The 15526-nt window shown below is 34.2% G+C and carries 13 protein-coding genes; 5 read left to right on the top strand and 8 right to left on the bottom strand.

The features are described from left to right. Positions 1–211: 211 nt before the first annotated feature. From YW9_RS0107870 to YW9_RS0107885, 4 genes are all read right to left on the bottom strand, one after another. Positions 212–1438, bottom strand: a complete 1227-nt coding sequence (locus tag YW9_RS0107870; RefSeq protein WP_081615900.1) for a DUF3667 domain-containing protein — start codon at positions 1436–1438, stop codon at positions 212–214. An 8-nt stretch (positions 1439–1446) separates the two neighbouring features. Further along, positions 1447–2043 carry a ribosome biogenesis GTP-binding protein YihA/YsxC gene (gene yihA, locus YW9_RS0107875; RefSeq protein ID WP_026193908.1) on the bottom strand — a complete coding sequence of 199 codons (597 nt, stop codon included), beginning with the start codon at positions 2041–2043 and terminating at the stop codon, positions 1447–1449. Positions 2044–2113: 70 nt separating this feature from the next. Continuing rightward, positions 2114–2878 (bottom strand): alpha/beta fold hydrolase, encoded by a 765-nt coding sequence (locus YW9_RS0107880; protein ID WP_018279635.1) that lies wholly within the window; start codon positions 2876–2878, stop codon positions 2114–2116. A 134-nt stretch (positions 2879–3012) separates the two neighbouring features. Further along, a complete protein-coding gene (locus YW9_RS0107885) occupies positions 3013–4056 on the bottom strand; it encodes a DUF3810 domain-containing protein (protein ID WP_018279636.1) in 1044 nt (347 codons plus the stop codon). A gap of 107 nt (positions 4057–4163) precedes the next feature. Here YW9_RS0107885 and YW9_RS0107890 point away from each other — a divergent pair, with 107 nt between their 5' ends. After that, entirely contained in the window at positions 4164–5621 is a 1458-nt protein-coding gene (locus YW9_RS0107890) for an aminoacyl-histidine dipeptidase (RefSeq protein WP_018279637.1), read from the top strand. A gap of 58 nt (positions 5622–5679) precedes the next feature. Here YW9_RS0107890 and YW9_RS13905 read toward each other — a convergent pair whose 3' ends face one another. The 3 genes from YW9_RS13905 to YW9_RS0107905 all read right to left on the bottom strand — a co-directional run bounded on the left by YW9_RS13905 (position 5680) and on the right by YW9_RS0107905 (position 8997). Beyond that, on the bottom strand, positions 5680–7725 hold the full coding sequence (locus YW9_RS13905) for a multiheme c-type cytochrome (protein WP_018279638.1): 2046 nt from the start codon (positions 7723–7725) through the stop codon (positions 5680–5682). A gap of 113 nt (positions 7726–7838) precedes the next feature. Then, positions 7839–8549 (bottom strand): tRNA1(Val) (adenine(37)-N6)-methyltransferase, encoded by a 711-nt coding sequence (locus YW9_RS0107900; protein ID WP_018279639.1) that lies wholly within the window; start codon positions 8547–8549, stop codon positions 7839–7841. A gap of 16 nt (positions 8550–8565) precedes the next feature. Next, complete coding sequence (locus YW9_RS0107905; RefSeq protein WP_018279640.1) at positions 8566–8997, bottom strand: RrF2 family transcriptional regulator; 432 nt, start codon at positions 8995–8997, stop codon at positions 8566–8568. A 144-nt stretch (positions 8998–9141) separates the two neighbouring features. Here YW9_RS0107905 and YW9_RS0107910 point away from each other — a divergent pair, with 144 nt between their 5' ends. Both YW9_RS0107910 and YW9_RS0107915 read left to right on the top strand, forming a co-directional pair. Further along, entirely contained in the window at positions 9142–12006 is a 2865-nt protein-coding gene (locus YW9_RS0107910; RefSeq protein WP_026193909.1) for a DEAD/DEAH box helicase, read from the top strand. A 34-nt stretch (positions 12007–12040) separates the two neighbouring features. Next, on the top strand, positions 12041–12244 hold the full coding sequence (locus YW9_RS0107915; protein ID WP_155848748.1) for a hypothetical protein: 204 nt from the start codon (positions 12041–12043) through the stop codon (positions 12242–12244). 275 nt (positions 12245–12519) lie between these two features. Here the strand turns inward: YW9_RS0107915 and YW9_RS0107920 are convergent, their stop codons facing one another. Further along, positions 12520–13866, bottom strand: coding sequence for an exo-beta-N-acetylmuramidase NamZ family protein (locus YW9_RS0107920; RefSeq protein ID WP_018279643.1), 1347 nt, complete (start codon positions 13864–13866; stop codon positions 12520–12522). On the opposite strand from YW9_RS0107920, the gene YW9_RS0107925 reads away from it, so the two are divergent. Both YW9_RS0107925 and YW9_RS0107930 read left to right on the top strand, forming a co-directional pair. Next, positions 13823–14980, top strand: a complete 1158-nt coding sequence (locus YW9_RS0107925; RefSeq protein ID WP_026193911.1) for an ABC transporter permease — start codon at positions 13823–13825, stop codon at positions 14978–14980. The two genes, YW9_RS0107920 and YW9_RS0107925, sit on opposite strands and share 44 nt — an antisense overlap. Before the next feature lie 147 nt (positions 14981–15127). Beyond that, on the top strand, positions 15128–15505 hold the full coding sequence (locus YW9_RS0107930) for a hypothetical protein (RefSeq protein ID WP_018279645.1): 378 nt from the start codon (positions 15128–15130) through the stop codon (positions 15503–15505). Positions 15506–15526 lie beyond the last annotated feature (21 nt).

The raw sequence follows: 15526 nt of genomic DNA on the forward strand, positions 1-15526 counted from the left end.
TTTATCACTTTATCAATTTATTTTTCGACCTCAAAGATAGTAATTTATTTCAAGTTGAAAAATTTTAATTTGTTTAATAATAAGTTGGATAATTATGTGTGGACTATGAAACTTTTTCTGTTTTTTTTTGCTTTCGTTTCTAAAAAAATAGAATTAAAAAATCAGTTTTTAAAACAATTTATATCCACAAAGAAAATCAATAAAAACAACCTTATATGTACGCAACTGAAATAAGCCCGATGTAAAAAGCTATCAACAAGGAAATTATGAAGTACAAAGTAAGTAACAATATTGATTTTAAAACGGTTATAGACTTTCTTTCTTGATACAAAACTCGGTTAGAAATGATAAAATACACGACCAATCCAATAACAAAAAGTATGTACAACACCCAAAACAAAGCATTTAGCCCTGTGATTAAGAATATTCCCATCAAAATACTGGTAAACAGGTATATCGTTGAATGTAAATGCAATGAATGAATCAGGTGTACGTATAGTTTTTTGTGCTTTTTACGAAAGAAAATAAGTAGAAGTAATGATACAAAAGGCATCATTAAAATAATGGTATAAGAAGCGATTGACAAATATTTATTTATTTCTTTATCAACAAATTCAGTCATTTGGGTTACATTTCCGAAAGAAAACACCCCCATTTTATGAATGAGATTTTTAAGTTCAATTTGTTTGAAATATCCTAACTTTTTCCATTTGGTTGTAACTAACGAATCTAATTTTGCTTTGTCGTCATATACCAATTTCAGTTCTTTACGCGTAATTTGATGATTTAATATGAGAATGGTATCAAATTGAGGCTTCTTTTCCAGAAAAATATCGTAGGAAAGGAAACTTTTTTGTGTCCCAATAGAAAAATTATTCTCTGAAATGCCCACTCGGAAATCTGAAAGTACATTTTTATTTACCAAATTGTAGAAATCCTCCTTTTTAGTTCGATTCCATTTTGTTTTGTATGCAAAAACGCTATCAATAAATGATTTTATTACATCAGAATTGGCGTTTTTGAGTCTGTTGTATTCTTTTTCGGAGATATTTAACGTTTCCGAAGCGATGACTTGGTTAATTCGGTTTAATATTTTTCGAGAAAAATCAGAATGTGAGGCTTTCTGAAAAGAAAAACTCATCATTACAAAGAAAATGAACGAAAAAAACAGATACAATTTGAAAGGAGGCACAAATCGAATGCGTTTGCCTTCAACGTATTGTTTAGTGATTTGCCCAGGTTGTAGCAGAATTGTTTTTAAACTATTCCATATTTTGTTATCAAAGTTTATGAACGATGCAAAAAAATCGTTTAATAATTCTTTGATAGAGTGGTTATTGTAATGATTTTCTTGTCCGCAATTGGGGCAAAAATTATCCCTTGCGGAAAGCATTGTTTGGCAATTCGGACATTGGGAGATTCGTTTTCTTTTTCTCATAAAGAAGATTATCTCAAACTTTTATTTATGCTATCAATGTATTGTAAGAGTTCCTCTTTTCCTGTTTTATTTTCAGATGAAGTTACGAAATACAACGGGAATTTTTCCCAAGTTTCGAGCAGAAGATTTTTGTAATTCTCAATATTTCGTTCAATAGCGTTCGGCTTAAGTTTATCAGCTTTAGTGAAGATAATTGCAAATGGAATAGCATTTTCTCCAAGCCATTGCATAAATTCCAAATCAATTTTTTGAGGTTCGTGGCGGATATCGACCAAAACAAAGGCACATACCAATTGTTGGCGTTTTTCAAAATATTGAGTGATAAACTTCTGAAACGTTTTTTTGGTTGTTTTTGATACACGAGCATATCCGTATCCTGGCAAATCTACCAAAAACCAATTGTTATTTATTTTGAAGTGATTGATGAGTTGCGTTTTTCCTGGTCTTCCTGAAGTTTTAGCTAAATTTTTATTATTAGCCAACATATTGATTAGCGATGATTTACCAACATTCGAACGCCCGATAAATGCATATTCAGGAATTCGTTCAGAGGGGCATTTATTTACATCAGAGTTACTTACAATAAATTCGGCTTTGGTGATAATCATTTTTTTCTTAGTGTTTAATGCTTTTTAAAAACGAAAAATCACTAAACGTGTAGTGATTTTTCTTCTATCATATGTTTCGTTTGATGAACCAATCGTTTAAAAGCTCGTTAAATGTATTGGGGTGTTCCATCATTGGTGCGTGTCCGCATTTGTCTATCCAAAATAAATCAGAATCAGGCAATAATTGATGAAATTCTTCTGCAACTCTTGGTGGTGTAACAGTGTCATTTTTTCCCCAGATTAAGCAAGTAGGTGTAAACATTTTAGGTAGGTCTTTCGCCATATTGTGTCGTATTGCACTTTTTGCTATGGCTAAGGTTTTTATTAGTTTGCCTCTGTCGTTTACATTTTGAAATACTTCATCAACGATTTCTTTTGTGGCAACTGCGGGGTCATAAAAGACTTCTTCGCATTTCTTCTTAATGAATTCATAGTCGCCACGACGTGGATAACCATCGCCCATAGCACTTTCATAAAGCCCTGAACTTCCAGTTAAAATAAGGGCTTTTACGTTCTGTGGATGTTTCTTGGTGTAAAGTAAACCAACGTGTCCTCCTAAGGAATTTCCTAACAAGATTACTTGTTCAAACTGCTTGTGTTTGATGAATTTATGCAGAAATTTTGCCAAAGTTTTAACAGAGGTCGTCAGCAAAGGCATAGAAAACAAAGGTAATTCTGGGATAACTACTTTGTAATTTGCTTTTGAAAAAAATGAAAGGACTCCTTCAAAATTACTCAATCCTCCCATAAGTCCGTGCAGAATGATAACTGGAGTTCCTTCTCCTTTTTCTATATATGAAAATTTACCCTCTTTTTTTACTTCTGTTGTCATTAATTTTGGCTGAAAAATCCGTAAGCAAATATACTACTTATATTGAAAAAACATAAGAAAATCATATATTTTTTCTCAAAGAATGTTATTTTTTCTCAAAGAATGGAAAGATGTTTTAGGTAATATGCAGATTTTCAGTTTTTTATTTTTGAGTTGATAAGTAATCCTACAATTAAATTGTAGCTCTCAATACCCTGTTGTTGTTTGTTGGCTTTTAGAAAAACGTCATAACTTGCTTTGAAAATAGGTTCAGCTTTGTTCTCATATTGTTTCCAAAAGCGACGAGTTTCGGCATAATTCTGAAAAATTCCAAAGTGTACTTTATCTTTGATTTGTTTGTACTCTTCTGGAGCAAATTTGTATACTTCACCAAGTAAATAACGCAATGCAAAGATAGACGCACTATATTTAAAATACAGATTATCACTCTTTTCTGTGGCTAAATATCCAATGTAATTAGCTTCTTCTTCAGCAGCATAACCCATTTGGTGAGCAATTTCGTGACAGGCTGTGATAGGAGTGGAGTAACCAATTATTTTTCCATTTACTTGAGCTTCATTAGTAAACGGATTGATATAGCCACTGTATCCCATATACGTTAGAAATAAGCTATAAATCGAAGGTTTGACACTTTTGAATGAAGAAAAATCGGTCAGATTTTCAATTTCCAGAGGAAAACTTTTCCAAGCAATTTCGTAAATTTCACGATGCGACATTTTAAAATCCACTTTAATGCTATCGTTTTCTGCTAATTGCTTATGGTAGTGATTTGCCTGTTCAATATACATTTCAGTAGCTTGTAGAAGCTCTTTTTTAGTATATTTTGTTTCTATTTTTAGTGATTCTGATAGTGGAATTCGGAAATAATTAAATCCCCAGAAAGAAAAAAAACAAAAAAATAGAATAAAAATGAAAGAAAAGGCTTTGTCAGCAAACCAAATAGGTTTTTTCCATATTTTTTTTCTGTTTTTTATTACAAAATAGATTAAAAATACACTCAAGAGCGTATAAAAAACGTCTCCAAATGAAAAAGGAATCCAACCAAAAATGAAGTGAAATGCCTTTGCAATGTAAGGATATATACCTCTGCTATAGACAGATTCAGTTATTTGTGGGAAGTTTCGTAATAAGATCCAAATTCCAATGAAAAAAGTATAGAAAAAATATTTGGGTTTCATTTCATCAAAAATAATTTTGTGTAAGGAGCAAAAATAATAAATTTTATCATTAACTTTGGGCTTTCAACACAAATGAGTTTACTTAAGTTGTTTTAATTTTATTCAATATGAATCAAGATATAAGAAATTTAGAGCCCCAATCCCTTTGGGGAAATTTTGCGGATTTGAATGCGGTGCCTCGTCCGTCAAAAAAGGAAGAAAAAGTAATTGCTTTTATGATGGATTTCGGAAAGAAATTAGGTTTGGAAACCCTAAAAGATGAGGTGGGAAATGTAATTATCCGAAAACCTGCAACAAAAGGAATGGAAAATCGCAAAAAAGTCGTCCTTCAGTCGCATCTGGATATGGTTCATCAAAAAAATAACGATACCATTTTCGATTTTAGTACAGAAGGTATCAAAATGAAAATTGAAGGCGATTGGGTAAAAGCTGAAGGAACCACCCTCGGTGCTGATAACGGAATTGGAGTGGCGGCAATAATGGCTATTTTACAAAGCTCTGATATTGAACACCCTGATATTGAAGCTCTTTTCACCATTGATGAAGAAACTGGAATGACTGGAGCAATGGGACTTAAAGGCGGATTACTCAATGGCGATATTCTTCTGAATTTGGACACTGAAGAAGATGATGAAATTGATATAGGATGTGCTGGAGGTGTTGATGTTACCGCTTTCCGTGAATACGACCAAGAAGAAATTCCGCAAGATGTGGTTGCTTACAAAGTCGTTGTGAAAGGATTACAAGGCGGACACAGCGGAATGGACATTCACAAAGGTTTTGGTAATGCCAATAAAATAATGAATCGTTTGCTTTTCGATGGTTTTGAAAATTTTGGATTACGAATTTCGGAAATAAATGGCGGTGGATTGCGTAATGCAATTCCTCGTGAAAGTACTGCCATTGTGGTAGTTGATAAAATCCAAAATGAAGCGTTTGAATTTGAATTCAAGCAACTTACCGAAGTAATTAAACACGAATTGCAAATAACCGAGCCTAATCTGTCTATCACTTTGGAAAGTACAAATTTGCCCGAAAACGTAATGGAATTGGGCGTTCAAGAAGGGGTTTTGCGTTCCATTTACACGGCACACAATGGCGTTTACGCAATGAGTAAAAGTATTTCGGATTTGGTAGAAACCAGTAATAATATTGCCAGAGTGGTTGTTAAAGACGGAGAAATAAAAATTCATTGTTTGACACGTTCTTCGGTGGAATCGGCAAAATTTGATTTAGCAAATGCGTTGCGTTCTGCTTTTGAACTTTCTGGATTCGAGGTGGAATTTACAGGAAGTTATCCAGGTTGGGAACCTGATGTAAATTCCTCTATATTAAAGGTTTTAAAAGAACAATACGAAAAATTATTCGGAGAGAAACCCAACGTGGTTGCTTGTCACGCAGGATTAGAATGCGGAATTTTAGGGCAAAACTACCCGAATATGGAGATGATTAGCTTTGGTCCTACCATCAAAGGAGCACATTCTCCTGATGAAAAAGTGAATATTAAATCTGTTCAAAAATTCTGGAAATATTTGCTTGAAATTTTGAAGAACATTCCAAGTTAAAAAGGAAGAAAACAAATAAAAAAGGAACTATTTTTAGTAAGATAGTTCCTTTTTTACATTAGTTCTTTTTGTTAATTATCTGAATTACCGATTGATAATTTCTTTGTATATTTTCATTATTCATTCCTAATTGCATTGCCTTTTCAAAATATTTTTTAGCTTGATTATAATCTTTTTCTTCGCTACTTAATAAGGCCATAAAGTAATAAACTTGTGCATTTTCGGGAGCGTAATTTTGAGCTTGATGAAGTATTTGCCACGCTTTATCGTTTTGCCCTTTTCCGTTATAAAGTGTTGCTAAATTCAAACGAACGTGATTCAGGGTTTTATCTTTTTTAATGGCTCTTTCGTAGAATAAAATTGCTTTGTCTGTGTCTCCTAAATGCGTAAAATAGTCAGCGGCGGTGGCACTTCCCACCGGAAAATCAGCTTGTGAGAGTACAAAAGTTTCGTATTCTTTTCTCGCTGATTCAAAAGAAGTTAATAATTTCGATTGTTCCCAGCCTTTTTGTGAAAGGAAAACATATGCTGTGGCTATTCGTACGGCTTTTACTTTATCGCTCAGCAATGAAATTAATTCATTTTCATATAAATGTATTGGAAAATTTCCCAAAGCGATAACTGCTCGGTAACGAGTTTGAGCGTCTGAATTATTCAATTCCTTTTTCACTAATTGAAGGCTTTGTTCCGTGTATATCCCTCCTAAATAATGTACAGCAGTAGCCCGAATAATATCAGGAGTAGCTGAATTTGTGAGCAACTCATTTAGTCGTTCCAAACTTTTTTCATTCTGTAGACTTCCAATAATTAAATTTTCTGCAAAATGTGGTCTTCGTTCTTTTCCATACCATTTTTCAACTGCTTGACTAGCCCATTTAGCAGATTTATCGTTATGACAAGCATTACAAGCGTTCGGAACTCCGTACTTTTCTGACAGGTCTGGACGAGGAACGGCAAAATTATGGTCGTGACGAATATCATTGCCCATATATGTGCGCGTTGGCATATGGCACGATTTACAATCGGAAGCCTCCGTATTTTCTTTATGAAATGTATGTGCTGATGTTGCATAATTTGGCGTGTGACATTGTAAACACAATTGATTTCCTTGCATCCTCAATTTTCCCGAATGAGGCAAATGACAATTTGTACACTTGATTGATACGTGATACATCTTACTTTGAAGGAAAGAGCCATATTTGTAAACTTCATCAAGAGCTTGTCCGTCCGCAAAATAGATATTTGTAATGGGTATTTCAGGAATGTAATTATCCATAATTTCGTCAGAAGCAGTGTGGTGTTGTGTAACTTCACCTCTTCGGGCGTGGCAAGGCATACAGGTATTCAGTTCTGTTTTCTGTGGTGTATTTACTCCCAAAGTTATAAAGAAATTTTTAGAAATACCTTTCTGATAATCGGAACTTCGCATAAAATCATTATGTTTTTTTCCAGGTCCGTGACAACTTTCGCAACCTACAGTTAGTTCGTCATAAGTAGTTTTGTAGGTGTCTTTCAACGGATTATAATTTTTCTGTAGATTGGTACTATGGCAGGTAGAACACATTAGGTTCCAGTTCTGTCCAGCATTCGTCCAATGTAAATAATCACCAGGTGGAATTTTTTCTCCTGCATACTGATGAAACCATTTGTTTTCTCGGCTATCCCAACTTTGTCGAAATACTTGCATTTTTCCTCCGCCAAACTTGGTTAGATATTGTTGTAGTGGATAATGTCCGAAAGTGAAAACAATTTCAAAATCACGATATTTCCCGTTTTCGTCCTCTGTATTTATGTAGAATTTACCATTTTTCTTAAAGAATCGGGAAGTAATTCCATCAGCAGTGTATGTAACGTCGTTAAAATCACCCAAAACGGTTTTGTCATCAGCGTGTTGCATTGCTTTGAAATGATCAGATAATTCCCATTCAGCATACTCCTGTTCGTGGCATTCCTTACAAGAATGTGAACCTGCATAGCCTTGATTGGTTACAATGTCAACTTTTTCAATTTTGGAATAACTATCTTTTTTAGGTAGAAATACGAAAGCCAAAATGGTTAAGATTAAGGCTACAATAATGAAAATCAGTAGATATTTTTTGGTCATTATTTTGTTGTAAGATGCGTACAAAAATAATGAAAAAATGATGACTATTTCTTAGAAACAATCTAAAATTGCCACTTCACTTTTAAGGAGGATATTAAATTTTGGATTAGGAATTACATTTTTAGATAAAAATCTTTGGTAAGCTCTGTGTAGGCTTCTGTGTATACGTTACGTTCTTTTTCTATAATCAACAGGTCAGAAATACAAACTTCACTTTTTTTGTCAAAAGCAATCAAACTACGTTTTAAATCTGCATTGGCGTTGCCTTTCACGCGAGTGATTTTCCTTGCAAACAAGCCTTTCTCTGAAGCTAATCGCACAAAATGCTCCTCTTCCGAAAATGGAATAATAACAGAAAAGATACCCTCATCAGAAAGCAATGAGGCTACACCATCTATCAAAGTACTGAAAGGCAGAGAGTTTTCAAAACGAGCTTTGTTGCGTGAATTACATTCAGTTTGATACTCAGAGGTATAAAAAGGAGGATTTGAAATGATAATGTCGTATTTTTCTCCTTCCATTTCCGTTACAAATTCTTGAAAAGAAGCAAAATAGCAGAAAAGTCTGTCTGCCCAAGGGCTATTTTCAAAGTTTTCTGCACATTCAATGTATGCTTCTTCATCAATTTCCACAGCATCAATAGTTTGTGCATTGGTGCGCTGAGCCAACATCAGAGCAAGAATGCCTGTTCCCGCTCCAATATCCAACACACTTTGAGGGAAATTATCAACCGGCGTCCAAGCTCCCAAAAGTACATTGTCAGTACCTATTTTCATTGCACTTTGTGCCTGAGAAACTGAAAATTGTTTGAATCTGAAGTTCATAGTAGCAAACTAAACATTAGATAAATAGGAAGGCTTCGCCATTAGTTATTTTATTTGCAAAAAAGCAAATGCTGTTTTCACTTAATTGCTTTTTTAGCTCATCTTTAAAGGGCTTAATGGCGTAATGTATTGGGCAAGGCTCTTCCTCAGAGCATCCTTTCAAGCTCATAGAACAAGTCATAAATCTATGTAATTCATCAATATGTTCAATAATGCTTATAAGTGGGGCTTCTTTTTTTTCTTCTGACATCCAAAACCCTCCTCCTGGTCCTTTTGTTGAATTAATGGCTCTTTTTTTGGCTAAAGTCTGAAGTATTTTTGCCAAGAATGGGGTGGGAATGTTCAATTTTTCTGCGATTTCCTTTACACTGATTTTGTTAGATTCAGAAGAATGCACAGCAAGATATATAACAGCATTTATTGCGTATTTACTTGAATTGGAAAACATAATAGTATGGATAAATTGAGGACAAAGGTACGAAAAAAATTTTTTGTGCTGAATATTTTTTCTCTTTGCCTTTAAAAGGCGATGTCATCTGGAATTTTAGAGCTATTTTTGCCACCCTTAATCAAAATTTTTGCTTCAACACAAATGCATACCAATTATTTGCTTTTTTTTGATTTCACTTTTGATGCCGATTTTGCTGTCTTTTTGCCTAATGCTTATATTGCGGAGCAAAAAGGTAGTGTTTGGTATTTTTTTAAGAAAGCAAACAAAGAAATTCTCGAAAGTTTACCTCAAATTGAATTAAACGCAGAGCAAAAAGAGCTTTTGGAACAGGTAAATACACTTCAGAAGCCTATTTTGATTAAAAAGTTTGCTAAAAAGTCCTCCTCAATAGAAGTTCTTTACAAAAATACACAGCAAAAACAAGCGATACTGACCTACATTGAGGAAAAGACAGCCCAAATGCTACAAATGATTTCAGAAAACGATTTTTTCCTGACAATCAATCTCAATACAAAAGATGAAATTACCAAACAGAAAATACAAATTACCCAAAAGATTCTTCAACCTCTCTTGGAATTTGAAAAAACAACCATCGGTATTACATATAGGCTCTCTTTGTTGGAGGACAACAAACCACTTATCCCGAATCAACACCAAATCAAGCTATTAAATAACGAAAAGTCGTGGCTTGTTATCGATAAGAAATTGGTAAAAGTCGCTCATATTAAAGCATTGAATGTAAAGCCTTTCTTAAATAAGGCAGAAGTTTTCATTCCAGAGAAACTCATTAGTGAGTATTTTGATAAGTTTCTCAAAGAAATACTCAAAAAAGTTGAGATAAAAGCAAAAGGTTTTGAAATTATCCATAAAAATCAGATGATTGCAACAAAACTACACCTAATGCACGACTTTTTTGCTAATCATTACAAGATATATTTGGAGTTTGACTACGATGGTTACACATTCAGTAGCAATCAGTCCAAAAAATCACATTCCGTATTGGAAATGAAAGCCGAAGAAGGGCTACAAATCACCAATTATAAAAGAAATTTTCAAGCAGAAGCAGAGAAAAAACAAATAGTAACTGGGTTGGGTTTTTCAGAAAATGAAGGGACTTTCTTCTTGAAAGAAGATAGTCCGTTTGCATCGTATTTTCATCTGTTAGAAAAGGAAAAAGAACTCCTTGAAGCAGGTTTTTCTCTTGAAAATATTGAAATCGACGGAAAAAAAGCTCCCAAAATATTTCCACAATTAATTCTGTCGGAAACAAAAGCCGAAAATGACTGGTTCGACCTCAATATGCAGGTAAAACAAGGAGATTTTATCTTTCATTTTAAAGATTTGATTAAAAATATAAAAGAAAATAACCCCATTTATACGCTTTCGGACGGAAATTTATTCATTATTCCGCAAGAATGGTTCAGTAGGTACGGAACTTTAGTGAAGTTTACCAAAATTTCCGAAGGAAAACTTCAGCTTCCTAAAAATAATTATGCACTTCTTGAAGAATTACCCGAATTAAAAGCCCGAACGCTCGTAAGTAACGTACAATACCTGCCTTCTCCGAACTTAAAAGCGACACTTCGCCCATACCAACAAGAAGGTGTGAAGTGGCTTTTAGAACATCATTATAATGGATTAGGAGCTTGTCTTGCCGACGATATGGGACTTGGTAAAACCCTGCAAACCATTGCGTTATTGGTAGATATTCACGATAAATTACCAGAAGTTGAAGCTATTTCAGCTCCTGATTTGTTTAGTTCTGGACAAAAACAGAAAGAACCCTTGCGAGTTTTGGTAATTCTCCCGTCATCTTTGGTTTTTAACTGGTATGACGAGACAAAACGCTTCGCTCCTCACTTCAAATGTACGCAATATGTGGGCAGTGACCGCAAAGCAAAGGCAAATCGGTTGCAGAATTACGATATGATTTTCACGAGTTATCCGATTGTGACCCGAGATGCGAAAATCTTTCAAAAACAAGAGTTCAGATATATTATTTTAGATGAAAGTCAGCGTATAAAGAATAAAAATTCGCAAACGTTTAAGGCAATTCACGAAATTAAGGCTCAACACAAAATTTCTTTGAGTGGAACGCCTATAGAAAACTCTTTGAGTGATTTATGGTCGCAAATGCAATTCATCAACCCGAATATTTTAGGCAGTTTTTCGCATTTCAGCAAGTATTTTAAGCATAATATTGAGAAGAAAGGCGATGCTGTGGTATTGGAAGAGCTTAAAACCATCATCAGTCCGTTTCTTTTGCGACGAACAAAAGAACAGGTACTTGATGATTTGCCTGAAATGATGGAACAAATCATTTATTGCCAACTTTCTGAAGCTCAGGAAAAGTGGTATGAGCGTGAAAAATCAAAAGCGAGGAATGAATTACTGCAAGTTGATGGGCAAATTTCGCAATTTAGTGCTTTGAATGTATTAATGAAGCTCCGACAAATAAGCAATCACCCTAAATTGATAGACAAACAGAGTGAAATCCCCTCAGGAAAGTATGAAGAGGTTATCAATTATATGGAACTTGTGATACATTCCAATCAAAAAGCACTTGTTTTCAGTAGTTTTGTTACACATTTGGAGATTTTCCAGCAATGGTGCCAACAAGAAGGCATACGATACGTTACACTCACAGGAAATGTCCCTACCGCTCAACGAAAAGCTGAGGTAGAGGCTTTTCAAAACGATAAAAGTGTAAAATTTTTCTTTATTTCCCTCAAAGCTGGAGAGGTGGGACTAAATCTTACGCAGGCCTCTCACGTACTTTTGCTTGACCCTTGGTGGAATCCCTTTTCGGAAAAACAGGCTATCGCTCGAGCTCACAGATTAGGGCAAAAAAACAAGGTGAATGTCGTTCGATTTGTATCTAAAAACACTATTGAAGAGAAAATAATCAGATTACAACAGACTAAAAAGGAACTTTCCCAGAACATTGTGGAAGAAACAGCCTTTGTTTCCGAAGTTATTGAACATATTGAAGATATTTTAGGCTAATATGTTATTTTTTACACTACTTTTAAAACAAAAAGTGTACTTTTCATTGATTATTACCCTTCAGAAATCAATATTTACCGGTCAGAATTCATTTCCTGCTGGTCAGAATTCATTTCCTGCTGGTCAGAATTCATTTCCTGCTGGTCAGAATAGATTTCCTATTGGTCAGAATTTATTTCTTGTTGGTTGGAATTTATTTCTTGTTGGTTGGAATTTATTTCTTGTTGGTTGGGATTGATTTCTTATTGGTTGGGATTGATTTCTTATTGGTTGGGATTGATTTCCTATTGGTCAATATTAATTTCTTTTTAGTCAATATCAATCTATAAAAGGTTAAAATCGAAAAAATAGCGAGAAGAATTAAAAAATAATCAGTCAATCTTCTTTTCTGGATAGTAATTTATAAAAAAGAGAAAGACAAGAGTGAATCTTGTCTTTCGATTGTGTATAATTGGGGTTGATTATGGTCTTTTCGAAGGGATTTATTCTTTTACAGAAGAATTTATTGAGTTTTTAATAAATCAAATATTTTTGTCGTGTCTTTTTGAACTTCTCCAAGTCGGTTTTCCAAGTTTTGCGTATCTCTTCATCGCTTTTTCCTGCAATGATTTGTTGTTTTAGTATGGCATTTCCTGCAATCTTGTTGAAAGAAGAGGTGAAAAACGGTGTTTTTACTCCTTTTGATTGCTCGTGAGCTTTCTTCAGCCAAGTAAAATTGAGCTTAGAAAGGGTAGGATACTGACGCAAGTCCTCCCCATAGCAAATCTTTCCGTTAAATTTTGGGTTTTTATCGCCTTCATTAGGTTTGGGAGTGAAATTGAACGTAGTTTTTTCAAAATAAGGCGAACCATATATCTGAAATTGCCACGAAGTACCACGCCCCATACTTACATTAGTGCCTTCAAAGAAACACAAGCTGGGATAAAGGTTTATCGATGTGTCGTTAGGTAAATTGGGTGAGGGTTTTACGGGCAAACTATAGGGCGTTTGATGTGTATAGTTAGCCAGAGGGATAATCGTTAGGTTGGCGGTTAAGTTATTTTCCAACCATTTTTCGCCATTAATCATTTGTCCGTATTCTCCAATGGTCATTCCGTAAACTACTGGAACAGGGTGCATTCCTATAAAGCTTTTAAACTCAGGTTGTAGCACGGGACCATCAATGTAATGGGCGTTAGGGTTAGGTCGGTCGAGAACTACAACGGGTAATTGCATTTCAGCACAAGCCTCCATAACATAATGAAGCGTTGATATGTACGTATAGAAACGCACCCCAACATCTTGCAAATCAAAAAGGATTACATCAAGATTTGTGAGTTGTTCTTTCGTAGGTTTTTTGTTTTTTCCGTAAAGTGATACGATAGGAAGCCCAGTTTTGGTGTCTTTTCCGTCTTTTACTACTTCTCCAGCGTCGGCTTCGCCACGAAATCCGTGTTCGGGTGCAAAAACTTTCGTAACCTTGATGTCTCTTTTTAAAAGAGTATCTACCAAATGAACGTATTTGCCAGTTTGTGTTTTAACAATCCCCGTTTGGTTGGTAACGATTCCTACTTTTTTATTTTGTAAGAGAGGTAAATACAAATCCATTCGGTTGGCTCCTAAAATAATTTCCTGGGAGGAATTCTGTTGGGTTATAAAGGGTTTATTTTTAATCTTTTGCCCATTATTTTTGCACGAAGCCATCAGAAGTAGCAAAAAAATTGTATTTTTGACGCTCCTAATAAAAAAATTACGATTGAATTTTCCACTTTTCATAGCACGACGAATTATTTTTTCGAAATCGGACAAAAGTACGGTATCCTCTCCAATTATCAAAATGGCGATTGCAGCTATTGCGGTGGGAGTGGTTATGATGCTCATCGCTATTGCTACTGGAATGGGATTGCAACGAAAAATCCGAGAAAAGATAGTGGCATTTCAGGGGCATATTCAAGTTTATAACTATGATAATAATGCTTCGGAAGTTTCGATAAAGCCAATTTCAATTCATCAAAATTTCTATCCCAATTTCCCTAACATTCCTGAAGTTACTCACGTACAAGCAGTAGCAACTAAGGGAGGAATAATCCGAACAGAAAATAGTTACGAGGCAATCTTAGCCAAAGGGGTAGGGAAGGACTACAATTGGCAATTGATGAAGGAATTTATAAAGGAAGGGCGTGTTCCTAATTTTAGCGGAGAAGAAATCAGTAATGAAATTCTTATTTCGGAATATTTTGCGAATCGATTACATTTGAAGCTGGGAGATAAATGTCACGCTATTTTTCTGAAAGATGAAAAATCTCAAGTTCCAAATCAGCGGAATTTTGAGATTGTAGGGATTTACAATAGTGGTTTTCAGGAATTTGATGCCTCGTATATTTTCACAGACATTAGGCAAATACAGCGAATTAATCAATGGAAGCCCGATGAGATAGGAAACTTTGAAGTTTTTATCAATGACTTTGACGCTATAAAAACAATAGGAAATAAAGTTTATAACGAGACGCTTTCAAGCCTTGACTCACAGACTATTATTCAGAAATATCCGTTTATTTTTGAATGGTTAGGAATGTTTGACTTTAATATCTATCTCATCATTGGCATAATGATAATCGTTGGAGGATTTAATATGATAACGGCTATTCTGGTATTAATTCTTGAGAAAACTCCAATGATAGGTATTTTGAAGAGCTTGGGAGCAACTGACAAGAGTATCCGAAATATATTTCTGTTCAATGCAGCTTATATTATTTTTTTAGGACTTCTTTGGGGAAACTTGTTAGGATTGTTTCTACTTTATTTGCAGAAAAAATATAGTTTTATCAAATTAGACCCAAGTACTTACTACGTTACAGAAGTTCCAATTTATGTTGAGCCAATAATTGTTTTGCTTCTAAACATTGGTGTATTAGCTCTCTGTCTGATGATTTTACTTCTACCAACATATGTTATAACTAAAATATCTCCAACAAAATCGATGAAATTTTCGTAAGTATTAATGGTTTTTATTGAAAATTGTTTTATTTTTATCTTAAAATGCAATAAAAGTTGATTTTTAACTAAACTTTATGATTTTATTTTTCATTTTGGAACGATTATTGTATTTTTATTGGTGTATTAACGTAAAATATTTTTAAAAATGAAAAAAGCATTAAAAATTTTAGGAGTTTTTTGTTTAACATTGGTTGTTTTTGCTTGTAGTAAAAATGATGACCCATCAGATAACAATTTGTTTGTAGGGACTTACAAGGGTTCGATTGGCTACAAATCAGCAACTGAGGACAAATCTGTAAAAGATGGAGCAGTAACTGTGGTTAAGGCTGGAAACAATTACTATTTCCGTTTTTCTGATGGAATTAAAGATTTGAAAGGAGTTGAGTTTAAAAAAGATGGAGATAATACTCTGGTAAATGTTGATTTTGAAGAAGGAGTTAAATACATCCGAATCACAGCATCAAGTTTAAGTATTCTTTATATGAAAGATGAGCAAACTTGGACAGCTGATGCAAAAAGATAGTTTAATGACTTAGAAGTTATG

It is taken from the genome of Capnocytophaga cynodegmi DSM 19736, assembly GCF_000379185.1.
GTDB classification, from domain to species: domain Bacteria; phylum Bacteroidota; class Bacteroidia; order Flavobacteriales; family Flavobacteriaceae; genus Capnocytophaga; species Capnocytophaga cynodegmi.

Excerpts from the sequence above, each read along its gene's own strand:
- YW9_RS0107870 (WP_081615900.1), bottom strand. The coding sequence starts at position 1,438 with ATGAGAAAAAGAAAACGAATCTCCCAATGTCCGAATTGCCAAACAATG.
- YW9_RS0107880 (WP_018279635.1), bottom strand. The coding sequence starts at position 2,878 with ATGACAACAGAAGTAAAAAAAGAGGGTAAATTTTCATATATAGAAAAA.
- YW9_RS0107885 (WP_018279636.1), bottom strand. The coding sequence starts at position 4,056 with ATGAAACCCAAATATTTTTTCTATACTTTTTTCATTGGAATTTGGATC.
- YW9_RS0107890 (WP_018279637.1), top strand. The coding sequence starts at position 4,164 with ATGAATCAAGATATAAGAAATTTAGAGCCCCAATCCCTTTGGGGAAAT.
- YW9_RS13905 (WP_018279638.1), bottom strand. The coding sequence starts at position 7,725 with ATGACCAAAAAATATCTACTGATTTTCATTATTGTAGCCTTAATCTTA.
- YW9_RS0107900 (WP_018279639.1), bottom strand. The coding sequence starts at position 8,549 with ATGAACTTCAGATTCAAACAATTTTCAGTTTCTCAGGCACAAAGTGCA.
- YW9_RS0107905 (WP_018279640.1), bottom strand. The coding sequence starts at position 8,997 with ATGTTTTCCAATTCAAGTAAATACGCAATAAATGCTGTTATATATCTT.
- YW9_RS0107910 (WP_026193909.1), top strand. The coding sequence starts at position 9,142 with ATGCATACCAATTATTTGCTTTTTTTTGATTTCACTTTTGATGCCGAT.
- YW9_RS0107925 (WP_026193911.1), top strand. The coding sequence starts at position 13,823 with ATGGCGATTGCAGCTATTGCGGTGGGAGTGGTTATGATGCTCATCGCT.
- YW9_RS0107920 (WP_018279643.1), bottom strand. The coding sequence starts at position 13,866 with ATGAGCATCATAACCACTCCCACCGCAATAGCTGCAATCGCCATTTTG.
- YW9_RS0107930 (WP_018279645.1), top strand. The coding sequence starts at position 15,128 with ATGAAAAAAGCATTAAAAATTTTAGGAGTTTTTTGTTTAACATTGGTT.